This is a genomic window from Granulicella sp. WH15 (assembly GCF_009914315.1).
GTDB lineage: Bacteria > Acidobacteriota > Terriglobia > Terriglobales > Acidobacteriaceae > Edaphobacter.
The window spans coordinates 3,737,684-3,760,727 of record NZ_CP042596.1; the positions used below are offsets into that span (position 1 = coordinate 3,737,684).

General features: G+C 63.6%; 18 protein-coding genes. 10 read left to right on the forward strand and 8 right to left on the reverse strand.

Features of this window, described 5'->3' with window-relative positions:
* Positions 1–30 precede the first annotated feature (30 nt).
* Positions 31–1,536, forward strand: a complete 1,506-nt coding sequence (gene gltX, locus FTO74_RS15475; RefSeq protein ID WP_162538953.1) for a glutamate--tRNA ligase — start codon at positions 31–33, stop codon at positions 1,534–1,536.
* A 144-nt stretch (positions 1,537–1,680) separates the two neighbouring features.
* Here gltX and FTO74_RS15480 read toward each other — a convergent pair whose 3' ends face one another.
* Positions 1,681–2,148, reverse strand: a complete 468-nt coding sequence (locus FTO74_RS15480) for a protein-disulfide reductase DsbD domain-containing protein (protein WP_255462312.1) — start codon at positions 2,146–2,148, stop codon at positions 1,681–1,683.
* The gene (locus FTO74_RS15485; protein ID WP_255462313.1) at positions 2,148–2,753 is read right to left on the reverse strand and encodes a TlpA disulfide reductase family protein; all 606 of its coding nucleotides are present in this window, start codon (positions 2,751–2,753) and stop codon (positions 2,148–2,150) included. The genes FTO74_RS15480 and FTO74_RS15485 overlap by 1 nt, the downstream gene beginning before the upstream one ends.
* Positions 2,754–2,876: 123 nt before the next feature.
* Here FTO74_RS15485 and FTO74_RS15490 point away from each other — a divergent pair, with 123 nt between their 5' ends.
* The gene (locus tag FTO74_RS15490) at positions 2,877–3,851 is read left to right on the forward strand and encodes a KpsF/GutQ family sugar-phosphate isomerase (RefSeq protein ID WP_162538954.1); all 975 of its coding nucleotides are present in this window, start codon (positions 2,877–2,879) and stop codon (positions 3,849–3,851) included.
* Positions 3,852–4,040: 189 nt separating this feature from the next.
* Here FTO74_RS15490 and FTO74_RS15495 read toward each other — a convergent pair whose 3' ends face one another.
* Positions 4,041–4,709, reverse strand: a complete 669-nt coding sequence (locus tag FTO74_RS15495; protein WP_162538955.1) for a Crp/Fnr family transcriptional regulator — start codon at positions 4,707–4,709, stop codon at positions 4,041–4,043.
* 310 nt (positions 4,710–5,019) lie between these two features.
* On the opposite strand from FTO74_RS15495, the gene FTO74_RS15500 reads away from it, so the two are divergent.
* Together FTO74_RS15500 and FTO74_RS15505 are read left to right on the forward strand one after the other, a co-directional pair.
* Complete coding sequence (locus FTO74_RS15500; RefSeq protein WP_162538956.1) at positions 5,020–6,852, forward strand: proline--tRNA ligase; 1,833 nt, start codon at positions 5,020–5,022, stop codon at positions 6,850–6,852.
* Positions 6,853–7,126: 274 nt separating this feature from the next.
* A complete protein-coding gene (locus FTO74_RS15505) occupies positions 7,127–9,622 on the forward strand; it encodes a transglycosylase domain-containing protein (RefSeq protein WP_162538957.1) in 2,496 nt (831 codons plus the stop codon).
* Positions 9,623–9,687: 65 nt separating this feature from the next.
* Here FTO74_RS15505 and FTO74_RS15510 read toward each other — a convergent pair whose 3' ends face one another.
* From FTO74_RS15510 to FTO74_RS15520, 3 genes are all read right to left on the reverse strand, one after another.
* Positions 9,688–14,400: a DEAD/DEAH box helicase gene (locus tag FTO74_RS15510; protein WP_162538958.1), complete on the reverse strand. Its 4,713-nt coding sequence runs from the start codon at positions 14,398–14,400 to the stop codon at positions 9,688–9,690.
* A 188-nt stretch (positions 14,401–14,588) separates the two neighbouring features.
* Positions 14,589–15,467, reverse strand: coding sequence for a protein-glutamate O-methyltransferase CheR (locus FTO74_RS15515; RefSeq protein WP_162538959.1), 879 nt, complete (start codon positions 15,465–15,467; stop codon positions 14,589–14,591).
* 42 nt (positions 15,468–15,509) lie between these two features.
* Positions 15,510–15,893, reverse strand: coding sequence for a response regulator (locus FTO74_RS15520; RefSeq protein WP_162538960.1), 384 nt, complete (start codon positions 15,891–15,893; stop codon positions 15,510–15,512).
* 387 nt (positions 15,894–16,280) lie between these two features.
* On the opposite strand from FTO74_RS15520, the gene cdd reads away from it, so the two are divergent.
* From cdd to FTO74_RS15550, 6 genes are all read left to right on the forward strand, one after another.
* Positions 16,281–16,745 carry a cytidine deaminase gene (gene cdd / locus FTO74_RS15525; protein ID WP_162538961.1) on the forward strand — a complete coding sequence of 155 codons (465 nt, stop codon included), beginning with the start codon at positions 16,281–16,283 and terminating at the stop codon, positions 16,743–16,745.
* Positions 16,742–18,109: a thymidine phosphorylase gene (locus FTO74_RS15530; RefSeq protein ID WP_162538962.1), complete on the forward strand. Its 1,368-nt coding sequence runs from the start codon at positions 16,742–16,744 to the stop codon at positions 18,107–18,109. The genes cdd and FTO74_RS15530 overlap by 4 nt, the downstream gene beginning before the upstream one ends.
* A 105-nt stretch (positions 18,110–18,214) precedes the next feature.
* Complete coding sequence (locus tag FTO74_RS15535) at positions 18,215–19,453, forward strand: nucleoside transporter C-terminal domain-containing protein (RefSeq protein WP_162538963.1); 1,239 nt, start codon at positions 18,215–18,217, stop codon at positions 19,451–19,453.
* Between the two features lie 5 nt (positions 19,454–19,458).
* Positions 19,459–19,704 (forward strand): hypothetical protein, encoded by a 246-nt coding sequence (locus FTO74_RS15540; RefSeq protein ID WP_162538964.1) that lies wholly within the window; start codon positions 19,459–19,461, stop codon positions 19,702–19,704.
* Positions 19,701–20,093 (forward strand): type II toxin-antitoxin system RelE/ParE family toxin, encoded by a 393-nt coding sequence (locus FTO74_RS15545; RefSeq protein ID WP_162538965.1) that lies wholly within the window; start codon positions 19,701–19,703, stop codon positions 20,091–20,093. The genes FTO74_RS15540 and FTO74_RS15545 overlap by 4 nt, the downstream gene beginning before the upstream one ends.
* Positions 20,093–20,911, forward strand: coding sequence for a purine-nucleoside phosphorylase (locus tag FTO74_RS15550; RefSeq protein WP_162538966.1), 819 nt, complete (start codon positions 20,093–20,095; stop codon positions 20,909–20,911). The genes FTO74_RS15545 and FTO74_RS15550 overlap by 1 nt, the downstream gene beginning before the upstream one ends.
* Before the next feature lie 331 nt (positions 20,912–21,242).
* Here FTO74_RS15550 and FTO74_RS15555 read toward each other — a convergent pair whose 3' ends face one another.
* Positions 21,243–22,130: a 1-acyl-sn-glycerol-3-phosphate acyltransferase gene (locus tag FTO74_RS15555; protein ID WP_162538967.1), complete on the reverse strand. Its 888-nt coding sequence runs from the start codon at positions 22,128–22,130 to the stop codon at positions 21,243–21,245.
* A gap of 8 nt (positions 22,131–22,138) precedes the next feature.
* On the reverse strand, positions 22,139–22,996 hold the full coding sequence (locus FTO74_RS15560; RefSeq protein ID WP_162538968.1) for a GNAT family N-acyltransferase: 858 nt from the start codon (positions 22,994–22,996) through the stop codon (positions 22,139–22,141).
* Between the last annotated feature and the right edge of the window lie 48 nt (positions 22,997–23,044).

A 23,044-nucleotide genomic window follows, 5' to 3' on the forward strand; every position in this document is an offset into this window, starting at 1 on the left:
ACAAGCTGCTTGATACCATCCATATTGACTATGTCTACTGAAAATACCCGTCCCACCCGCGTCCGCATCGCTCCTTCGCCCACCGGCGACCCCCACGTAGGCACCGCCTACATCGGCCTGCTGAACTACATCTTCGCCAACCAGCGCGGCGGCCAGTTCGTCCTCCGCATCGAAGACACCGACCGCACCCGCTTCGTCGCCACCAGCGAGCAAGAGATCTTCGACTCGCTCCACTGGCTCGGCCTCCACTGGAACGAAGGCCCCGACGTCGGCGGACCCTACGGCCCCTACCGCCAGTCCGAGCGCACCGAAATCTACCGCGAGCACGTCGAGATCCTCCTCGCCAACGGGTCCGCCTATCGCTCCTTCGAGACCGCCGAAGAGCTGGAAGCACTGCGCAAAGCCCAACTTGCCGCCAAGCTGCCCCCGCGCTACAACGGAGCGCACCGCGAGCTTACCCAAACCCAGATCGACGCTTACCTGGCCGAAGGCCGCCCCTACGTCGTCCGGCTCAAGGTGCCCATCGAGGGCGAGACCACCTTCCGCGACGAGCTGCGCGGCGACGTCAAGTTCTCGCACAACAACGTCGACGATCAGGTCCTGATGAAGTCCGACGGCTTCCCCACCTATCATCTGGCCAACGTCGTCGACGACCACCTGATGCACATCACCGACGTCATCCGGGCCGAGGAGTGGATCTCCTCCACCCCCAAGCACGTGCTGCTCTACAAGGCCTTCGGCTGGGAGCTGCCGAAGTTCTGGCACATGCCGCTCTTGCGCAATCTCGACAAGAGCAAGATCTCCAAGCGCAAGAACCCGGTCTCCCTCATCTACTACCGGCAGGCCGGATTCCTGCCCCAGGCCATGCTGAACTTCCTCGGCCTGATGGGCGGCGGAATGCCCGCCGGAGGCAAGATCGACCCGGCCACCGGCGAGGCCGACAAGTCCGTTCAGGCCGAGATCTTCACGCTGCCACTGATGCTGGAGCAGTTCGCCTTCGACAAGATCTCGCTCGGCGGCCCGGTCTTCGACCTGGTCAAGCTCAAGTGGCTCAACGGCGAGTACCTCCGCGCCCTGACGCCGGAGTCCTTCCTCACCCAGCTCAAGACCGTCCTCTTCTCGGACGATTATTTGGCTAAAATCGCCCCGCTCGTTCAGACGCGCATTGAGACACTCGGCCAGTTCGGCGATCTCGCCGACTTCTTCTTCCGCGACGACGTGACCCCGTCCGCCGAGGTCTTCGTCCCCAAGAAGCGCACGCTGGAGGAGACCCTGACCTTCTCCGTCGATCAGCTCGCTGCCCTCGAAGCCGCCGACTGGACCCCCGAGGGTCTCGACGCCGCTCTGCGCACCGTGGGCGAGGCCAAACAGTGGTCGGTCAAGGAGAACTTCATGCTCCTCCGCGCGATCCTAACGGGCCGCACGACGTCGCCGCCGCTGCTCGAGAGCCTGATCGTCTTCGGCAAGGCCCGCTCGCTCGACCGCGTGCGCCGCTTTGTGGATACGCAGAAGAAGCTGGCTACACAAAAGCGATAACGAAGCGGCAAGACCTGTCGTTGCCTGTTCTTTTGGTTGTCATTCAGGAGCGAAGCGGAGGAATGACAACCAAAAAGACAGGCAACAACAAAAACGCCCTCACGCCGGGGCACTTCGTACGATTCTCCACGCCTCGCGTAAAAACTACTTCGCCGTAAACAAAACATCCACCGGCAGGCTCTTCGGCGGATAACACGCCGCCCGGTCACAAGCCTGATACCTGAGCGTCCCCTTCAGCTCATGCTCCCCCGCCGCGGCCACCACCGGCACCTTCACCACAAAGTCGTCCGAATAAACATCCAGCGACTCCTTCGGGCTGAAGCTGAAGCTATAGCTCTTCCCCGCCGGATACACCGCCTCGGCCACCTTCACCCCGACGGCCGGAACCAGTTCCAGCCGAGTAGGAATCAGCAGCTCCGACTTCGGCGTGTGCGAGTTCACATGAAACCCGCCAGCCACCCGAAACCGCAACTCCAGCTCCGCCCGCTTACCCGCCGGAACCGTCGCCAGCTCCGCCGCAAAGGCCACATACTGCTTCGGCTTCGGCGCAAAATCCATGCTGACGTTGAACTGAAGCAGCGCCAGCCCCATCACCAGTCCGCGTACCAACACTACTTGCCCGCCCCGACCAGCTTCTGGATGTGCGCCTCGATCTCATCCTTGCCGCCCAGCCCGGCCGTCTGCGTCAGGATCACGCCGTCCCTGCCCACGTAGAACGAGGTCGGCAGCAGCTCCACGCCACCGTACGCGCTGGCCACCTTGCCGTCCGTCAGCAGGATCGGGTAGGTCACCCCGGCCTTCTTCGCCGTCTTCGCAATCTCTTCCTTGCTGGCGTCGTCCTCGGCGATCCCCAGGATCACCAGGTCCGTGTACTTCTTGCGGAACTCCTCGAACCAGGGCATCTCCAGCTTGCACGGCGCGCACCAGGTGGCCCAGAAATTCACCAGCACGGGCTTGCCCTTGTAGTCGGCCAGCGTTACTTTTTTGCCGTCGAGATCGACCAGCGAGAACGCCGCGGCCTTCTTGCCCTCGAGCGACGGCTGCGCCGGGCCATCGCCCGCACCCGGAGCGTTCGCCTCCGGCATCGACATGGCCGCCTTCTCCGCGGCCTTCTGCATCGCGAGCGACCGCTCGCGGCGGTTATGCACCCCGGCCCAGATCAGCAGGGTAACCCCGACTACCATCGCCACCACTACGAGCGCGCTTCGCTTCATCATGCCCCTCTACTTAACTTCCATCTACAAGTCTATCGTCAGTCGGCTCCGAGTTCCGCTCTGCTAGCATCGGTTTTATCGCGGGTCTGCCGAACATTCGACTCCGCCCGCGCCATTTGGTTACCGATGCCGACCCAAACCCATACCCCAGCCACGTTTGTCCGCATCGAAGCCGCCGCCCTGTCGCAGCTCGCCGACCGCCTCGACACCACGCTGGCCGCCCCCTTCGAGCGCGCCGTGGCCCTGCTGCTCGCCGCCTCCGCCGCCGAACACCGCATCATCGTCACCGGCATCGGCAAATCCGGCCTCATCGGCCTCAAACTAGCCGCCACGCTCAGCTCCACCGGCAGCCCGGCGCAGTTCCTGCACGCCGCCGAGGCCGTCCACGGCGACATGGGCATCCTGCAACCCGGCGACATCGTCCTGGCGCTCTCTTACTCGGGCGAGACCGAGGAGCTGCTCCGCCTGCTGCCCACGCTCAACCATCTGGCTATCCCCATCGTTAGCCTCTGCGGCGCAGCCGACTCCACGCTGGCGCGGGCCAGCGCCGTCACGCTGGACACGAGCGTCGATCAGGAGGCCTGCCCTCTCAACCTGGCCCCTACCGCCTCCACCACCCTGATGCTCGCCCTCGGCGACGCGCTGGCGCTCGAACTGAGCCAGCGACGCGGCTTTGCCCCCCAGCACTTCGCCACGCTCCACCCCGGCGGCCTGCTCGGACGCCGCCTGGAGCGCGTCCGCGACGTCATGCACACCGGCGACGCCATTCCCCGCGTGGCCCGTCAGACGGCCATGCCCGAGGTAATCCACGAGATGTCGCGCAAGCACCTGGGAATGACCGCCGTGCTCGACGGCGACCGCCTCGAAGGCATCATCAGCGACGGCGACCTGCGGCGGTTGCTCGAACGCGAAGGCACGCACGCGCTGGAGAAGACCGCTGGGGAGATCATGAACCCCACTCCGGTCACCATCTCGCCCGAAGCCTTCGGCTCCGACGCCCTGGCCTTGATGGAGGAGCGCAAGATCACCACCCTCATCGTGGTCGCCGATGGGCGCGTCGAGGGGGCGCTGCACCTGCATGATCTCTGGCAGGGGGCGTAGTTTTGCTGTTGTTTCTGGGGTAGGTCGGGGCTAAAGCCCGGACCTACCCCAGAAGCAACGGCAACGACAAAGAAAAAAGCAGATTCCTCCGCTTCGCTCCTGAATGACAACCAAGAAAACAAGCAAAAGCGTCCTGACGCCGGACGGGCGGCACTTCATGCAGTTCTCGACGCTGCGCGTGTTTAGTGGCTAATAGTTCCGGCCAATCAACGAGTCATACGTCGACCGCACAATTCCATAACACTCACACGCCACCGCCTCCAGCCCCAGCCGGTTCACAATCTGAACATTCCCCCGCCGGTAGTCGATCAGCCCCCTCCGCTGCATCTTCCCCGCCGCCACCGTCACCGTCGACCGCCTCGACCCCAGCATCTGCGCCAGAAACTCCTGCGTCAGCTTCAGGTTGTCGGTCTGCATCCGGTCGCACGCCGTCAGCATCCACCGCGCCATCCTGGCCTCGATCGGGTGCAGCCGGTTGCACAACACCGACTGGGCCATCTGCACCATCTGCATGTAAATAAAGGAGTGTACCGACCGGGCAAACTCGCCGCCCTTCAGGAACTCCTCCCGCACGATATTCGTGCGAATCCGCAGCCCCGCGCCCGAGCCCTGCATCACCACCGAGTGCGACATCTGCGGATGCCCCAGCAGGCCGCTCAGCCCGGCAAACCCCTCCCGGCCCAGCACCCCCACCTCCACCGACTCGCCTTTCTCGGTCAGCGCGTCCACCGAGACCAGGCCGCCCACCAGGAAATAAACATGGTCGATCGGCTGGTTCGGCTCCGAAAGTCGAAATCCCAACGGGAGATCGACAGGCACGAGGAAGCGCGAGATAGCCGCGTACTGAGACTCGGGCATCTGCGAAAGAATTAAATTTCTGGGCCGGATCGAACTGGCCGACGGGGGTCCGTCGTTACTCAAGATACTTATTCCTTTACTAAAACTGGCATGAGACGGGCAGATCGATCCGTGCACCGTAAGTGGAACAATAGAGTCACGTTACGCGTAATGTTCGCTACGTGTCTGTCGTTCACCGAACACTGTGGCGCTTTCTCTCCCACAAGCGGCCTCCTCGACGCACAGTTAGAATGGGGGTTCATTCGTTCTCCGCGGCACCGCTTACCGGTTGGCCCATCCGACAAAGGGCTGGAAGGCATTGAAAGCACACATGCAACGTTGGTCCAAACTCTTTATCCCGACCCTGCGCGAGGCGCCCACGGACGCCGAAGTCGCCAGCCATAAACTTCTGCTGCGCGCAGGCTATATTCGTCAGCTCGGCGCCGGCATCTACTCGTATCTCTTCCTTGGCAATCGCTCCATTAATAAAATCATCGCCATCATCCGCCAGGAGATGGACCGCATCGGCCAGGAGTTCCTGCTCCCTACCCTGCACCCCAAAGAGATCTGGGAGGAGACGGGCCGCTGGACCGGGATGGGTGACAACATGTTCCGCCTCAAAGACCGCAAGGGCGCGGAGCTTTGTCTCGGCATGACCCACGAAGAGATCATGACCTCGATCGCCCGCAACGAGCTGCGCAGCTACAAGCAGCTCCCCCAGATCTGGTACCAGATCCAGACCAAGTTCCGCGACGAGCCCCGGCCAAAGTCCGGCCTGCTCCGGGTCCGCCAGTTCATCATGAAGGACGCGTACTCCTTCGACATCGATGAGGCGGGCCTCGATCTATCGTACAACCTCCACGACGCGGCCTACCGCACCATCTTCAGCCGCTGCGGGCTGGAGTTCGTCGCCGTCGAGGCCGATTCGGGAGCCATGGGCGGCTCGCAGTCGCAGGAGTTCATGGTCTACACCGAGGCGGGCGAAGACCTGATCGCCAGCTCGGCCTCGGGCTACGCCGCTAATCTCGAAAAGGCCACCAGCATTCTGGCCCCGGTCGAAGACCTGGCTCCTACCGGCGACGGCCTGCCCGAGCTGGTACCCACGCCCGGCAAGGCCTCCATCGCCGACGTCACCGAGTTCTTCGGCATCCAGGCCTCGCAGGACATCAAGTGCGTCGCCTTCATGGGCGAGCGCGCCGCCGCACCAGCGGGCGAGCCGCTGCGCCCCGTCGTGGCCTTTCTGCGCGGCGACCACCAGGTGAACGAGACCAAGCTCAACGCCATTGCGGGCACCGCCGAGTTGCGGCCCATGATGCCCGAAGAGCTTGCGCTGCACATCGGCGGCCCCGCCGGGTTCCTTGGCCCTGTGGGCATCGCCGAGGTGATGTCCGGCGGCTCGCTGAACGGGCTGAAGTCGGGCAAGGAGCTGGCCAAGCTGAAGGGCGTCTCGCGCGAGAACGCCGCCGAGGGCCTGAAGAGCATTGTCATCATGGACTTAGGACTTGAGGGCCGTCACAACCTCGTCGCCGGAGCCAACAAACTGGACTATCACCTGCGCAACGTGACGCCGGGCCGCGACTTCACCCCCACGGTCACGGCCGACATCCGCAACGTCCTCGAGGGCGAGCTTGACCCCATCGGCCGGCAGCCGCTGCGCCTGGGCAAGGCCGTTGAGATCGGCCACATCTTCAAGCTGGGCTACAAGTACTCGAAGTCCATGGGAGCCTCGGTCCTGAACAAGGACGGCAAGGAGGTCACCCCCATTATGGGCAGCTACGGCATCGGCGTGGAGCGCATCCTCACCGCCGCCATCGAGACCTCGGCCGCGGCCCACAACGGCGAGGCTTACGTGCTGCCCGCCGCCATCGCGCCCTTCCAGGTCGTCGTCACGATCACCAACGTCAAGGAGCCTGAGTTGGTGGAGGCTGGCGAAAAGATCGCCGCCGAGTTGGAGGCTGCTGGCGTAGACGTGCTGCTCGACGACCGCGACGAGCGCGCCGGGGTCAAGTTCAAGGACGCCGACCTGACGGGTATTCCCTACCGCATCGCCATCGGCAAGAAGCTGGTGGACGGGCAGGTAGAGCTGCTGGACCGGCTGAAGAGTCAAACTACTGATGTCCCGGTGGCCGAGATCGTTTCGGCTGTAAAGCTGGCGCTTGCGTAGAGTTGTAGGTTGTAAGTTATGGAAATCCACTCGGCGCTGCGTGATGAAAGCAAGAACACGCGCAGCGTCGAGAACCGCACGAAGCGCCGCCCGCCCGGCGTAAGGGCGCTGTTGCTGTTGTCTTGCTGGCCTTGGCTACCGTAACTGCATGGATGCGGCCGCTTGGAAAAGGAGGGGTGCAAGCCCCTCTCGAAGCGTCCAAACAATGTGGGGCACAGCCCCGAGAATGTTTTTCTTTCTCTCCAACGAGCCCCACCCGTAAGGTCTGAAGATTATGGCAGTCAAACTCAAACTCGGTCCCAATCGCCCCAAGGTGGGCTTCTTCTCGAGCGTCCTGCGCGGCGTACTGGTGCTCGTCCTGCTGGTTCTGCTCGCCGGAACCGCCATCTTCGGCTTCTTCTACATGAAGTACCAGCGGATCGTCGACGACCGCCTGGCCGCCGGGCCGCTCTTCAAATCCGTCGCCCAGATCTACGCCGCGCCGCGCGAGGTCCGCACCGGCCAGCGCCTCACCGTGGCCTCCATCGCCGCCGACCTGCGCTCGGCAGGCTACAACGGCAATCCCAACCTCGGCACCTTCGAGACCCGCGACAACTCTATCCTCATCAAGCCCGGCCCGCAGTCCTTCCACTCCACCGACGGGGCCACCATCACCACCGACGGCGCGCAGGTCACCGCCATCACCGCCGAAAACGGCGTCGCTCTCCAGGCCTACGAGCTGGAGCCCCGGCTCATCACCGCCCTCTCCGAAGACAAGAACCGCACCAAGCGCCGCCTCGTCAGCTACAAGGAGATTCCGCCGCGCATGGTGCAGGCCGTGGTCGCCATCGAGGACCGCCGCTTTTTCGAGCACGGCGGTGTCAACTACCTCCGCATGGCCAAGTGCGCCGAGCAGGATCTGGTCTCGCACCAGAAGGAGTGCGGCGGCTCCACGCTCACCATGCAGCTCGCGCGCGGCTTCTTCCTGACGCCCGAGAAGAACTACGTCCGCAAGCTGCGCGAGATCCTCATCACCTTCCAGCTCGAGTCGCGCTTCAACAAGCAGCAGATCTTCGAGATGTACGCCAACCAGATCAACCTGGGCCAGCGCGGCAGCTTCGCCATCAATGGCTTCGGCGAGGCCGCACAGGCCTTCTTCGGCAAAGACCTTGGCCGTCTCGACACCGCCGAGTGCGCCCTCCTCGCCGGAACGATCCAGTCTCCCAACCGCCTGAACCCCTATCGCCACCCAGAGCGCGCCATGGAGCGCCGCAACGTCGTCCTCGACTCGATGGTTGAGACCGGTGCCATCACCGAGGCCGAGGCCGAGCACGCCAAGGCAGAGCCGCTCCACCTCGCCCCGCCCAACGTCGACGCCAGCGAGGCCCCGTACTTCATCGACCTCGTCCACGAGCAGCTTGTACAACGCCTCGGCGACGACCTGAACCACCAGTCCCTGCGCATCTACACCTCGCTCGACCCCGAGCTGCAACGCGCCGCCTCCGACGCCGTCGAGGTGGGAATGCGCAATGTGGATGAGCAGGTCCGCAAGCAGCGCCGGGCCAAGGATGCCAGCGTCACCTACCCGCAGGTCGCGCTCGTCGCCATCAATCCCCACACCGGCCAGATCCTCGCCCTCGTCGGCGGCCGCAACTACGGCGTCTCCCAGCTCGACCACGCCGTCTCCGAGCGGCCCACCGGCTCCATCTTCAAGCCCTTCGTCTACGCCACCGCCTACAACACCTCGCTCAACGGCCTCACACTCGGCGACGGCGAGACCTTCACCGCCCTCACCCGCATCAGTGACGACCCACAGGACTTCGGCACCAACGGCCAGTCCTACACTCCGGGCAACTTCGAAAAGGGCGAGTACCCCGGCATGGTCACAGCGGCCACAGCCATCGAGCACTCGCTAAACATCGCCACCATCGCCCTGGCGCAGAAGGTCGGCTACAGCAATGTCGCCGCGCTGGCCCGCTCGGCTGGCATCACCAACGCGCGGGCCACACCATCGGTCGCCATCGGCACCTACAGCGCCACGCCCATCGACATGGCCGGAGCCTACACGGTCTTCGCCAACAACGGCGTTCACCTGAAGCCGTGGATGCTGGCCAGCGTCCGCAACCCCAACGGCGATATCGTCGCCGACTTCGCCCCCGAGGCCAAGCAGGTGCTCGACCCGCGCACCGCCTACCTGACGCAGTCGCTGCTCGAGGGCGTCATGGCTCGCGGCACCGCCGCCACCGTGCGCAGCCACGGATTCACCGCGCCGGCCGCGGGCAAGACCGGCACCAGCCACGACGCGTGGTTCGCGGGCTACTCCTCGAACCTGCTATGCATCATCTGGATCGGCAACGACGACTACACCGACGTGAAGCTACAAGGCGCACTCGCCGCCGCTCCCATCTGGGCCGAGTTCATGAACCGCGCCATCAAGTTGCCGCAGTACTCGGACATGCACAGCTTCACCAAGCCTGACGGAGTATCTCTGGTGGAGATCAACAGGGCCAGCAACCTGCCCGCCGACGCCAGTTGCTCGGGCAACGGCTACACTATGGCCTTCCTCGACGGCACCCAGCCCGCGGGCACCTGCTCGCACATGGGCGACCGGACGCAGACGATCGTCGATCAGTTGACCGGAGCTGCTCCCGCGCCGGTGCCGCCGGATAACTACTCCACTCCGCAGCAGCCGGAGAGTAACGATCCCGAAGCGCCGAAGAAGAAGAACTTCTTCAAGCGGCTCTTTGGCGGCGGAGACAAGCCGCAGAACGAAACACCACCGCAGCAGTAGCACTTCGACACTCGCTGGTCGGCAGTAATCCTCCCAACTCCGACCAGCGAGTGGACCACGCAGCTTTAAAAAGGCGTGTGAACGCCCGCTCCGCGCGTAGCGGGTCCGTCCGGCAGGACTAAGCCTCTACGCACATTGAAGCCCATGGGAGCGGCATGAAACCCTGCATCCAATAAGATCCGCGCAAGCCAGTGCTCGGCAACGGCAGTGCCGTTGATCGAACGAATCAACATCCCTCCCAGCCCCACAAGAAACTCGGCAAGCGCCCGCGCAAGCCGCCCACGCTGCGGCTCTTCCTCCGGCAGAAAGACCTGCACATTGGGATTGCCCCGACGAAGATAAGCCACCAGCATCCCATCGGCAAGGATGACGCGAGCCCCCACAGAACGGGTCAGCGAAGCGTCTGCAACCGAAGGCCAGCGTAGAAGAGCACCGTAGGGATTAGCAGGATCGGTCGCGGCCAGTTGCAGCATTTCAATCTTGCCGGTATCGCCCGAGGCACGGAGAGAACGCAGAAGATCGACCGCAGCAGGCATCGCAAACTGAATAGCCCCGAGGTCGGCAGCGAAGTATCCACGGCGGATGCGGCCCGACTCCTCAAGCGCCTTCATCACGTCGTAGATCGCGGAGAAACCACCGGGAAGATTCTCCGCGTGAGCCGTCTCACGGAAGACCACACCATAGCGAGTAAGGAGTTGCTGAGCAATCGCATGTGCCCACGCGGTCGCGGAGCGGCTCTCCGCAAAGGCAGCGGGGTTCAGAGACCAGCGGCCTTGTGCTGTAGGAGGAGTGGTGCGGCGCGAGCGGAATCCGACCTGCTGGTTGTGGACGCGGCGTGCAGGCTTCTTCGCCTCCGCAGGCCGCTCGCAGTAAGCGCGGAGGGAGTGCAGCGAATCATTGGTCAGCAGCCCGCGCCAGACCAACGCCCACAGGACCTCTAGCGTCTCGCCCGGGTAGCCGCCGCCCGTCCCGTCGTGGAGCAACTGAAAAAAGCTGGCTCCATTGCCGCGGAGGTAAGCAACGATGCGGGCTTCGCGATCCGCCATCGAATTTGTAACAGGATTTGTATTTGGAACTGAATTTGTTACAGGCCAAAGCTCGGGGAGGCGCTCGGCAAGATAAAGCGCGATGCGACCGTCACGCTCGCCGATGGGATCGAGCCCGCACCAGACAACCTCACCCGCAGCGATCAGAGTGTCAAGATCGGCAGGCTTGTAGTCTGCAATTCTTGCGGGAAGGATCTCACTCTCCAACAAAGACGCGGGAATAGGCGCGCCTTGCAAGTTTTCGATGACATCGAGCAGCGCATCAAGGCCACGTCGCGGCTGCACCACTCCCTGCCAGCGCGTAAAGAGCCGGGCCAGCGTGGCCTGCTCGACCGGCTCGATCTCTCTACGAAGGCGGGCCAACGACTTGCGCCGAATAGCGCGTAAAGCCTCGTTATCGCACCACTCGCGGTGATTGCCGCCGGGGCGAAAACCACCTTCAACAATGCGGCCAGTTTGGACAAGTCGGTTGAGGATAGCCTCGACAACATCAGGTGGAAGAGCAAAACGACCAGCAGCCTCGGCAGTAGTGAAGGGACCGTGAGTACGGGCGTAGCGGCGGATCAGGTCGAGAACTGCATCCGGCGCAGGAGCGAGAAAAGCCATGGGCAGGCCAGTCGGCAGAGCAGCCCCGAGTGCATCACGGAAGCGGGCCGCATCTTCCACGGCGATGAGGCGTTTCTCTCCCGCCACCACCACCTCCAACACACGACGAGCCTTGCGCAGACGCTCGACAGTAAGAGCTGCTTCAGGCGAAGTACAGCGGGCAAGAAGCTCAGCTCGATTGAGGTCTCCAAGGCGAAGCAGAAGATCATGTACACCGTCCATGTTGCGCGCCTTGTAGGGATCAACAAGGCATTGCAGCGTTTCTTCGGTCTCAGCGATGGCATTGACATCGAGCAGCTCGCGCAGGTCGGCATCCCCCATCAACTCGCGGAGTTGGTCCTGGTCGATCGAAAGCGCCTGGGCGCGACGCTCGGCCAGCGGTGCATCGCCGTCGTAGATGTAATTGGCGACGTAGCCAAAGAGGAGCGCAGCGGCAAAAGGCGATGGCGTGCGCGAATCGACCGTGTGGACGCGCAGGCTGCGCGATTGGATGGAACGTAAAATCTCCATCAGCGCGGGCATGTCGAAGACGTCGCGGAGGCACTCGCGGTAGGTCTCAAGGAGGATGGGGAATGACGGATACCGCGCCGCTACGGTGAGAAGGTCATAGGCGCGTTTGCGCTGCTGCCAGAGCGGCGTTCTCCCATCAGCTCTGCGGCGCGGAAGGAGCAGCGCGCGCGAGGCGGATTCGCGAAAGCGGGCGGCGAAGAGAGCCGTGGAGCCGAGCTGTCTCAGGACAAGCTCCGAAGCCTCCTCAGGCGCGAGCAGGAATTGCTCGGTGGAGGGCGGCTCATCGGTCTCAGGGAAGCGCAGGACGAAGCCGTCCTCAGTCCACATGGCCTCCACCTCCGGCCCGCCGTTGGCGCGGATGCGCGCGGTGACGGCCGTGGCCCACGGAGCATGAACTCTGGAGCCGAAGGGGGTCAGGCAGCACACCCGCCAGTCACCCAGCTCGTCGCGCACGCGCTCGATGACGATGTTGCGGTCATCGGGAACGACAGTGGTGGCAAGCTCCTGATCGGTGAGGTAACGCAGCACGTTCTCGGCGGCCTGCGGGTCGAGATCGTGGTCCTGAACCAACGTGGTGAGCGCCGCACCGCGCGGCTGTTCGCGCAGCATGCGCACCAGCGCGCCGATGCGACGTCCAAACTCAAGCGGACGGCCCGGGCGGTCACCGTGCCAGAAGGGCATCTTGCCCGGGTCGCCGGGAGCAGGGACAACGAGGACGCGGTCGGGCGTGATCTCGTCGATGCGCCACGTGGACGCGCCCAGCACGAAGGTCTCGCCGACGCGCGACTCGAAGACCATCTCCTCATCCAGTTCGCCCACGCGGATAGGCTTCGCATGAGCACCTGCGAGGAAGACACCATAGAGCCCGCGATCAGGAATGGTGCCGCCGTTGAGGATCGCGATACGTTTGACACCCTGCCGCGGCGTGAGCCAGTTGCGCGTGCGGTCCCATGTGATGCGAGGACGAAGCTCGGCAAACTCATCGGAAGGATAAAGTCCTGCAAGCATATCGAGCACGCCTTCGAAGATTGGCCGGGTAAGCGCGGCAAAGGGAGCAGCAGCGCGGATGAGCTGAAAAAGCCCCATATAGCTGATGCCCGGACCTTCGTCTTCGTTGCTGGCAGCCCGCGTGCGGAGGCTCGCCTCGATAGGCGGATGCGCGACGATGGCGACGATCTGCTGCGCGAGAATATCGAGTGGGTTGCGGAGGAAGCGCGTGGATTCGACGTGGCCCTCGTGCATGGCACGCGTGACGGCGGCGCAGGCGATGAGATCGGCGCGATACTTGGGGAAGATGATGCCGCTCGACGGCATTCCCACCTGGTGCCCGGCGCGGCCGATGCGCTGCATCCCGCTGGCGACCGAGGGCGGAGCTTCGATCTGGATCACAAGGTCGATGGCGCCCATGTCGATGCCCAGCTCGAGCGATGAGGTGCAGACCAACGCTTTGAGGCGACCAGCCTTGAGAAGCTCTTCGATCTCCGTGCGCTGCGTGGCTGCCAGCGATCCGTGGTGAGCGCGGGCTATAGGTTCTCCGGCAAGGTCGTTGATCGCACCGGCGAGCCGCTCGGCGATGCGGCGCGCATTGACGAAGATGAGCGTGGAGGTGCGGCCTTGAACAATCTCGAGCAGGCGCGGCTCGATGGACTGCCAGATACTGCTTCGCTTGGGAGCTTGCTCGGAGGTGTCGCTCTGAATGTCGCCGAGACGCGCCATATCCTCAACCGGGACTTCGACTCGAAGGTCGAGCAGCTTGCGGGCTCCGGCATTGACGATGGTGACCGGGCGGAAGCGTACGCCGAAGTCTTCATCTGGCTCATTACTCGCCTGCAAAAGAGCAGGAGGATAGGCTTCGACAATATTTGTAACTGAATTAGTTTCTATTTCTGGAATAGCTGTATCTGCGCCTCCAAGGAAGCGGGCAACCTCTTCGAGCGGACGCTGCGTAGCAGAGAGTCCGATGCGCTGGAGGCGGCGTCCCGTCGGCTGGATGAGGGCTTCGAGACGTTCGATAGAGAGAGCCAGATGTGCACCGCGCTTCGAGGGAACGAGGGCGTGGATCTCGTCGATGATAAGAGTCTCGACCGTGCGCAGTTGCTCTCCCGCTTCGCTGGTGAGCATCAGGTAGAGCGACTCCGGCGTGGTGATGAGGATGTCGCCCGGGTGGCGGTTGAAGCGGGCGCGATCCCGGGGCGAGGTGTCTCCGGTGCGAACACTGATCTCGGGTGGATGGAACGCAACGCCCTCGCTTCGGGCTGTGTCGGCTATGCCCGCCAAGGGAAAGCGCAGGTTGCGTTCCACATCGACTGCAAGCGCCTTGAGCGGAGATATGTAGACGACACGACAACCGCGTGGTGCGGCCTCGGGCGGCGTACGCAGCATGAGCTTATCGAGGCACCAGAGGAAGGCCGTGAGGGTCTTGCCGGTGCCGGTGGGGGCCAGGATCAGGGTGGACTCGCCGCGCGCGATGGCGGGCCAACCTTCGATCTGCGGGGCTGTAGGCGCGTGGAAGACCGCGCGAAACCAGGCGGCGGTGATGGGATGGAAGAGTGCAAGGGCGCGCTCGGACGCGTCTTGAGCGGAGTGCTTCTTCGCGGCAGAGGCAGTTGCCGCCATTGAAGTCCTCGCGGATTTTTTTGCATCACGCGGCATAACTTACTCCGCCAATAGTGTAAGCGGCTGCGTAGAAGACTTGTCCTGCCGGACAGGCCAACTAGGCACGAAGCGGGCGTTTGCACGCCTTCCCAGAACTTCGAGTGCTACTTCTATTGGTTGCGAAGAAAGATTTTTGATTCAACCAGAGGCTAAACAGCAGTAGCCGCACGATAGAAACAAGAGCCATAAAAAATCTCAGGCCGAAAGAGATCCGTAGAATCCTCCGCCTGCTCTGCCTGTCCAAGCAGCAGATACCCCCTCGAAGACATATGTTCACGAATCTTTGGAAAGACCGCGGCCCGCTCCATCCGAGGCAGATGCAGCAGCACATTCCGCAGCAGCACCAGGTCGAAGACCGGCAGGTCCGGCAGCGGCGCGCAGAGGTCGACATACTGAAACGTGCACATTGCACGCAACCTCGGCTTCAGCACCCACACCTCTCCCTCGTGATCGAAGTACTTCACCAGCAGCCTCGCCCGCAGCCCGCGGTTGACCTCCAGGCGGCGATAGCGAGCCTGACGCGCATACTCCAGCACCGGCCTCGAGCTGTCCGTGCCGATGATCTCGACATCCCACTGCTCCAGTTCGGGAAAGTGCTCGCACAGCAGGATTGCCAGACTATAAGGCTCCTGCCCGGTGGAGCAGGCAGCACTCCAGATGCGCAGACGCCGCCGCGAGCGGTTCTGCTTGATCAATTGCGGCAGCACCGCGTCGCGCAGCGCATCGAACGGCTTCATATCACGAAAGAAGCTAGTCTCATTGATCATCATGGCCTCTGCGACAGAGCGCCACAGATGCGTCGCCTCATCGGCCCGCAGAGAGCTGGCCCTGTCTTCACCACCGCGTTCGACGTGCGAAATCGAGCGGACTTCAAAGAGTGTGTCCTTGAGAACGCCGCGCTCCGGTTGTTCGCTCTGTGCGAGTAGCCGCGCCCGCAACGCCTCATACTCAGCGTCGGAGCGCTCCGCCGCGACCCCACCTCTCTCGGCTTGCGCCTGCTGCTTTGCTCCACCCTGCTCGACGCTCATGCTCTGCCTTTCTACATTCGTAGATGCATCCAAACCTAGTATTTATGCGGCTGCGAGGCCAAGCAGCATCAGTTTCTCGCGCAGCGACTGCGACGTAAAAGGCTTCATCAGAAACTCGTCGGCACCACGGTCGAGCGCCTGTCCAATGTACGCGTCGTCCGCCTCCGTCGTCACCATCATCACCTTCATCCGGGGTTGCAGTTCGGCCTCTCGCAGCGCCTTGATGCACTCCATCCCGTTCATCACCGGCATGTTCACATCAAGCAGCATGAAGTCGAACTCCTGGCCGTTCTCCTGGTCGCTCCTGAGCACGCGTAGCGCCTCCAGGCCGTTGTCTGCCTCTTCGCAGACGATGCCCATCCTCTCCAGCAGATGGCGCAGATACTCCCGCAACGACCTCGAATCATCCACAATCAGAGCCCTCATGCAATGCTCCTTACTAAATTTGTTACAAATCCCCAGCAGGTAGAGAACAGCCCGTACGCGGCCCACTGTACGAGGCAGTTCAGCCACGCGGCCGTACCTAAAGACGACAGTTACCCCTTGGATGGCGGGAACGAAGCACGGGATATCCAAGGTTACCCCGGCTCTCTCCTGCCGCCACCTCACTTCGGTAATGCGACAGCCGATGTGCGCCATCTGTTCCATTTGATCCGGTCGCTCCAACCCCTCTGCGAGCAACTCTTTGACCAGGTGCTCCACAAGACTTCTATCGGCCTCTGCTACGACTGCATGAATATCGGCCGGGGTACACAGAGAGCTTCCCCGCTAGGGCTTGCCAGTAGCTCCGCCAGCTTCTACGCTCTAAGAAGAATGGCCGCGCGCATCGTTACCCGCAATCCGGAGCAGGACCCGAGTCTCTCGAGCAAGCCTCAGCCCGACCGCTCGACCGAGCTGCAACACCTGGCCGAAGCCGCCTGCCACCGCTCCTACGCCCCCTACAGCCGCTTTCACGTGGGCGCTGCGATCCTGCTCGAGAGCGGCGACGTGGTGACGGGCTGCAACGTCGAAAACGCATCCTACCGCCTGACGACATGCGCGGAGCAGAACGCCATCGCTGCGGCTGTGGCCAAGTATGGACCGGCGATCCGCATTAGGGCCGTCGCAGTGGCCAATCTCGCCAAGGCCCCCTGTCAACCGTGCGGAGCCTGCCGCCAGACCATCGCGGAGTTCGCCGATCGGGACGCGGTCATCTCCTTTCCGGGCGACGATGGCCTGACGGTCCGGCGCACCTTGTCCGAGCTGCTTCCGGCGGCGTTTGAGCTGAAGGAACTATGACTCCCCGCACATCGCAAACGATCCATCCGCTGGACGTGATCCTGCACAAACGCGACGGCCTGGTGCTGACCGAGGCAGAGATCCGCGGCTTCATCGCCGCCGTCGCCGAGCGCACGCCGGAGCGGCAACTGGTCACCGACGCCCAGATCGCATCCTTCCTGATGGCGGTCTTCCAGCGCGGCCTCTCGCTGCCGGAGCTTGCCACCCTGACCGAGGCCATGCGCTTCTCTGGCGAGGTCTTCGACGCGTCGGTGCTGGCCCCCGGCACCTTCACCATCGACAAGCACTCCACCGGCGGCGTGGGCGATAAGACCTCGCTGCTCATCGCCCCCATCGTCGCCGCGGCCGGGCTGGCGGTGCCCATGATCTCGGGCCGCTCGCTCGGCCACACCGGCGGCACGCTCGACAAGCTGGAGACGATTCCGGGCTTCGACACCCAGCTCTCACTGGCGCGTTTTGCCGAGGTGCTGCGAGAGTGCGGCGCGGCGCTGATCGGCCAGACCCCCACCATCGTCCCCGCCGACCGCGTGCTCTACGCACTGCGCGACCACACCGGCACGGTGGAGTCGCCCTTCCTCATCACCGCCAGCATCATGAGCAAGAAGCTGGCCGAGAGCCTGAACGGCCTGGTGCTGGACGTGAAGACCGGCTCCGGCGCATTCATGAAGCGGTACGAGGACTCGCGCTTCCTGGCCGAGCTGATGGTCTCGACCGGCGAGGCCGCGGGAACAAAGACGGTCGCGCTGCTGACCACGATGGACGAGCCGCTGGGCCGCTTCTCGGGCAACTGGGTCGAGGTCTGGGAGTGCGTCGACGTGATGCGCGGCATCCGTCATCCGATGAGCCGCGACATGATCGAGCTGTCGAACACGCTGGCGGGCTGGATGCTCTTTCTGGGCGGCAAGGCGGAATCTGCCGAGGCTGGGGCCGCGCTATCGGACTCCCTGCTGCGTTCGGGTGCGGCCTATGCGACGTGGCTGAAGATCGTCGAGCTACAGGGAGGAGACACCTCCGTCTTCGACAATCCTGCGAGCTTCCACAAACCCGCAGCAAGCCGTGTACTTCACGCCCAACAGGACGGCTACCTCTCCGCGATGGACTGCACCGAGGTGGGCTGGGCGGTGCAGCGCCTTGGCGCGGGCCGGGCCAAACCCGGCGATCCCGTAAGCGCGCACGCGGGCATCGAGATGCACGCGAAGCTCGGCGACAAGGTGACCACCGGCCAACCGCTCATCACCCTCTTCGCCGAAGACGAGTCGAAGCTCGACGAGCCGGAACGAATGCTGCGGGCGACCGTGCAGATCGGTGCCGAAAAGCCCGAGCGGCAGCCGCTGGTGCGCGAGGTCATCCGGGCGACCCCTTGAGGCCCTCCCATTACGATTCGCCCGACCGGCCCCGCTTTCGATACACTCTCCTTACGCGCTTGGCTACCACTGTCGCCCCTGCTCACGCTTGAAGGAGAGCTGCCCTTGGCACGTTTTACCGGACTACTCGGACTGATTACGTTCCTCGGGCTTGCCTACGCCTTCTCCAGCAACCGCCGGGCCATCCGCTGGCGGACCGTGGCGTGGGGTCTGGGGCTCCAGATCATCTTCGCCTTCCTGGTCATCAAGTGGAACTTCGGACAGGTCATCCTGCACAACGTCTCGCAGGCCATCACGTCGCTGCTGGGTCACTCGGCCGACGGGTCTTCGCTGGTCTTTGGCCGCATGGGCACACCGGGCGACTCCCTCTCGACCCTGGCCTTCGCTGTGCTGCCGACCATCATCTTCGTCTCGGCCTTCTTCGCCATCATGTACCACATCGGCCTGATGCAGCGCATCATCCGCGTGGTGGCATGGGTCATGCAGCACACCATGGGCACCAGCGGCGCGGAGAGCACCAACGTCGCGGCCAGCATCTTCATGGGCCAGACCGAGGCCCCTCTGACCATCCGCCCCTTTCTCGCCGGGGCCACGCGCTCCGAACTGATGGTCATCATGACCTCCGGCATGGCGCACGTCTCGGGCGGCATCATGGCGGCGTATATCAGCTTCGGAATCAATGCGCAGGACCTCCTCTCCGCCGTCATCATGACGGCTCCCGGCACCATCCTCGTGGCCAAGATGCTGGTGCCCGAGACCGAGGTTCCAGCGACGGCGGGCACGGTCCACATGCCGCCCAACGAGGAGCACAAGAACGAAAACTTCATCGCGGCAGTGGCTCGCGGCACCATCGACGGCGGCCAGCTCGCCTTCAACGTGGCCATCATGCTCATCTCGTTCGTGGCGCTGGTGGGCCTCTTCAACGCCATCATGCTGGGCATCTCGAACTTCGCCTGGGCGCACGGGCACATCCCCTTTCCGCACTCGCTCAACGCGGTCCTCGGCGTCATCGGCGCGCCAGTGGCGTGGCTTATCGGCATTCCCTGGCAGGACGCCCGCGCCATCGGCAACCTGCTGGGCACACGGACGATGATTAACGAGTTCCTGGCCTTCCAGCAGCTTGGCCCGCTCAAGCACACGCTCTCGCCGCGCACGTTTTCCATCGCGACGTTCGCGCTGTGCGGGTTTGCCAACGTCGGCTCCATCGGGATGCAGATCGGAGGCATCGGCGCGCTGGTGCCCAACCGTCGCAACGACCTGGCCCAACTGGGCGTGCGCGCCATGCTGGCCGGGACGATGGCGAACCTGATGAGCGCCAGCATCGTCTCAATGCTGCTAAAGTAAGCGCCATGAACCTGAAGTTGTCAGCCGAATCCGAGGCCTTTGTAGCAGAGCAGTTGGCAAGCGGGCAGTATCCCGACGAGGCCGCCGTGGTGGAAGCCGCGTTGCGCCATCTCCACGCCGAGCAGCAGTGGAAGGCCTACGCCGCCGCGGCCATCGACGAAGGGCTGGAGCAGTCCGAGCGCGGCAAGTTCGTCTCAGCCGAGGAGATCGAAGCTCTGCTGAACAAATACATCCGCGAGCCTGCCCAATGAAACGGGCGCTGAAGCGCTTCCACCTGTCCGAGCGCGCCGCGCGAGACCTCGAAGAGATCGTACGCAGCGCGGCGCAGGTCAACCCCGAAGGTGCGGCCATCGTGGGCCGCACCTTTCTCGAGCTGTTCGAGTTGCTGGGACGCTTCCCCGCGATGGGAGCACGACGGCGTGCGATCACGCCGCACCCGCTGCGGATGGTCTCGATCTACCAGTGCCTGATCGTGTACCGGCCCGAGAGTATTCTGGTCGAGATTCTGGCGATTGTGCCGCTGGCCGACGAGGCCGAACGCCTGCTCTCGGACCACTTCAACGACGAGGGCGAGGACTCAGAGACCTCACCGCCCTTCGTGACACAAGCCACGCCAGCGCAATTGGAGAAGACGCATTGATGAATCAGTACGACAAAGCCGCCGAGGCCGTAGCCTACATCCGCACTCGCACTTCACTCGTGCCCAGCGTGGCGATCATCCTCGGCTCCGGCCTGGGGAGCTTCGCCCAGCAGATCGCCACCGACGCTGTGATTCCCTACGCGGAGATTCCCCACTTTCCCCACTCGACCGTCGTCGGGCACTCGGGGAACCTGATCCTCGGGACCATCGGCGGGGTCAGCGTGGTCGCGTTGCAAGGCCGCGCGCACGCCTACGAGGGCCATCCGATGGAGTCGGTCACCTTCGCGACTCGCGTGGCCAAGCTGCTGGGTGCCGGAACGCTGGTCGTAACCAACGCCGCCGGAGGCATCAACACCGGCTACCGGCAGGGCGCGCTGGTGGCCATCGCGGACCACATCAACCTGACCGGCACCAATGCGGCTCTGGGGCCGAACGACGCCCGCTTCGGCGACCGCTTCTTCGACATGAGCAACGCCTACTCGCCGCGCCTGCGGGAGCTGGCCGTAGCCGAGGCTGCTCGGCTGGGCTACGAGTTGAACTCCGGCGTATATCTCGCGGTGCTGGGGCCTTCGTTTGAAACTCCAGCGGAGATCCGGGCCTTCCGCACTCTGGGCGCGGATCTGGTAGGCATGTCGACGGTGCACGAGGTGATCGTGGCGCGCCACATGGGGATGGAGGTTCTGGGGATCTCGCTGGTGACGAACATGGCCGCCGGGGTGCTGGACGAGGCAATCAACCATAGCGAGGTGCTGGATATCGGACGGCAGGTGGAGGGACAGTTTACGGCTCTGCTGACGGCAGTGATCCCGAAGATATAGCAGACGCCTGAGTACAAAAACCAAGAGCAAGGCGAAACGGGGATAAAAAGGAAAAAAGGATAAGAGCGGAGCCTTGAGAGCCGTGCTTTTACGCGAAGCGTCCAAGACCGCACGAAGCGCCCCGGCCTGAGGCGTCGTTGCTGTTGCCTGTTTTCTTGGTTGTCATTCAGGAGCGAAGCGGAGGAATCTGCTGTTGTCTTTGCTTCTGCTGTTGCTTTTGCTGTTGCGTTGCTTCTGGGGTAGGTCCGGGCTTTAGCCCGGACATCAAAGACAGCCACCAATGCGGGCTTTAGCCCCCGAGGTATGCTTTCTCCAGCTGTGCCCTGGATACCTACCTCTGCGCCAGCTCCTCATAGAGCCGGATAACCTCTTCCCGGCTATTGGCCGCGAGGGCAAAACGATCCTCACCGGGAACCTGCTCTCCAAATCGAATATTCGCCTGAATCCCTCTCAACCCGAGGCAGGTAAAGATGTGCGGCGCAAACTCCGCATCGCCCACAAAACAGACGTCATTGCCGATACTCGCCCCAGGATTCGACTGCGTAAGCGTGAAGCGCAGAGCAGCCGTACGAACCGGCACCGAATCATAGACCACGGAGTTGAAGAGCCCCCGGCGAAAGGGCAGGATACCGTTCCCGTCGGTGGTCGTCCCCTCCGGAAAGAAGAGCACCGGAAGCCCGCTGCGGAAGGCCACGGCCATGGCGGCATTAACCTCGGCGTGTGTCTGCTTCTGCCCCCCGGCGACGTCGGCACGCTCGACGTAAATCGTGCCCGCCTGCGCGGTGATCCAGCCCAGCAGCGGCCAGCCGCGCACCTCGGTCTTCGAGACCATGATGAAGGGCGTGGCGGCGGAGTAGAGCAGAATATCGAGGTAGCTCAGGTGGTTGGAGACCACCGCCAGCCCACACTCATCCGGCTTGACCCTCGGCAACGAGCCTTCGACGGTGCAGCCGATGCCAAGAACATGGACGATGCGGCGGCACCAGCGATGCACCCAGACGGCTCCCTCGGGGCCAACGCGCATCCCGAAGAACCGCTTGCGGATCAGCCCATCGAGAGCCGCCGTCGAGAGCAGACCAACGAGAATCAGCGTGCGAAAGAACGAGCGAAGAATACGAAGTGGCTGCGCCGAGCTTGTCGCTTCAGAGACAGGACCGCGCCCCATGCTGCTCTGGGGCGCGCCTTCTGAACTCTTATCTCGAACCAGCGTTGAGGGCATAGATGTAACTAGCAGCCGCTCAGGAAGCGGGCTGCCACACGCGGGTGCAGCGCCTGCAGGTCGCAGAGCGTCAGGAAGTCGATGGTCTTGAACTCCCAGTCGATGGCGGGCTGGCTGCAAATCTTCGCGCCGATGGCCAGGTAAGCCCGCAGCAGACGCGGCGCGCGCACCTCTTCGCCCGAGCCTTCAACAGTCGCATCGGGCAGCCCCTCAGGCAGCGCGTAAGCCGCGGTAGGCACCGTCACCAGCGACGGCTCCACCATGTACGACTTGAGCGAACGGAAGATGGCGTGGCCGAGCTTGGGGTCCAGCGAGGGCAGCGAGCAGCAGCCCATCATGTAGCGGCCGCCGTTGGCGATAACGTAGCGGGCGATCCCGCGCCAGAGCAGGTTCAGCACATCGCTGCTGCGGTGCTCACGGTGGATGCAGGCCCGGCCCAGTTCCACGATCTGCGAGCGCATCGACTCGTAGGGGGTAAAGTCGAACTCCTGCTCGGAGTAGTAGCCGAAGTGGCGGGCGGCAACGTCGCCCATCTGCAGCCGGTAGGTGCCGACGATCGCCCCGGTCGCGCGGTGCTCGACGATGAGCTGCTCGCAGACCGAGTCGTAGCGATCGGTGTCGTAGCCGTCCTCGTAGGCGGACTCGAGGCCCTCGTTCATCTCCAGGTTGAAGACGAGGAAGCGAAGCCGGTAGGCGGCCAGGCGGTCGGCCTCGGAGATGGCGAGCCGGGCGACGTAGGCTCCGGCCTCCAGCCAGACGGTGCGGCGGGTGGGCAGCTCGCGAACATCCGCGCGAAGGTCATGCAGTACATCGACTGGCAGAGCGTCGACTGGCTGGACATCGAAGGACCGTGCGGTTGCAGGCATCGACCGACCTCGTATTGGGTTTGGCTACGAGGTTAGTGTGCGGCTGTT

Excerpts from the sequence above, each read along its gene's own strand:
- FTO74_RS15540 (WP_162538964.1), top strand. The coding sequence starts at position 19,459 with ATGAACCTGAAGTTGTCAGCCGAATCCGAGGCCTTTGTAGCAGAGCAG.
- FTO74_RS15495 (WP_162538955.1), bottom strand. The coding sequence starts at position 4,709 with ATGCCCGAGTCTCAGTACGCGGCTATCTCGCGCTTCCTCGTGCCTGTC.
- FTO74_RS15500 (WP_162538956.1), top strand. The coding sequence starts at position 5,020 with ATGCAACGTTGGTCCAAACTCTTTATCCCGACCCTGCGCGAGGCGCCC.
- FTO74_RS15555 (WP_162538967.1), bottom strand. The coding sequence starts at position 22,130 with ATGCCCTCAACGCTGGTTCGAGATAAGAGTTCAGAAGGCGCGCCCCAG.
- FTO74_RS15545 (WP_162538965.1), top strand. The coding sequence starts at position 19,701 with ATGAAACGGGCGCTGAAGCGCTTCCACCTGTCCGAGCGCGCCGCGCGA.
- gltX (WP_162538953.1), top strand. The coding sequence starts at position 31 with ATGTCTACTGAAAATACCCGTCCCACCCGCGTCCGCATCGCTCCTTCG.
- cdd (WP_162538961.1), top strand. The coding sequence starts at position 16,281 with ATGGCCGCGCGCATCGTTACCCGCAATCCGGAGCAGGACCCGAGTCTC.
- FTO74_RS15560 (WP_162538968.1), bottom strand. The coding sequence starts at position 22,996 with ATGCCTGCAACCGCACGGTCCTTCGATGTCCAGCCAGTCGACGCTCTG.
- FTO74_RS15550 (WP_162538966.1), top strand. The coding sequence starts at position 20,093 with ATGAATCAGTACGACAAAGCCGCCGAGGCCGTAGCCTACATCCGCACT.
- FTO74_RS15505 (WP_162538957.1), top strand. The coding sequence starts at position 7,127 with ATGGCAGTCAAACTCAAACTCGGTCCCAATCGCCCCAAGGTGGGCTTC.
- FTO74_RS15515 (WP_162538959.1), bottom strand. The coding sequence starts at position 15,467 with ATGAGCGTCGAGCAGGGTGGAGCAAAGCAGCAGGCGCAAGCCGAGAGA.
- FTO74_RS15510 (WP_162538958.1), bottom strand. The coding sequence starts at position 14,400 with ATGGCGGCAACTGCCTCTGCCGCGAAGAAGCACTCCGCTCAAGACGCG.
- FTO74_RS15530 (WP_162538962.1), top strand. The coding sequence starts at position 16,742 with ATGACTCCCCGCACATCGCAAACGATCCATCCGCTGGACGTGATCCTG.
- FTO74_RS15485 (WP_255462313.1), bottom strand. The coding sequence starts at position 2,753 with ATGATGAAGCGAAGCGCGCTCGTAGTGGTGGCGATGGTAGTCGGGGTT.
- FTO74_RS15490 (WP_162538954.1), top strand. The coding sequence starts at position 2,877 with ATGCCGACCCAAACCCATACCCCAGCCACGTTTGTCCGCATCGAAGCC.
- FTO74_RS15520 (WP_162538960.1), bottom strand. The coding sequence starts at position 15,893 with ATGAGGGCTCTGATTGTGGATGATTCGAGGTCGTTGCGGGAGTATCTG.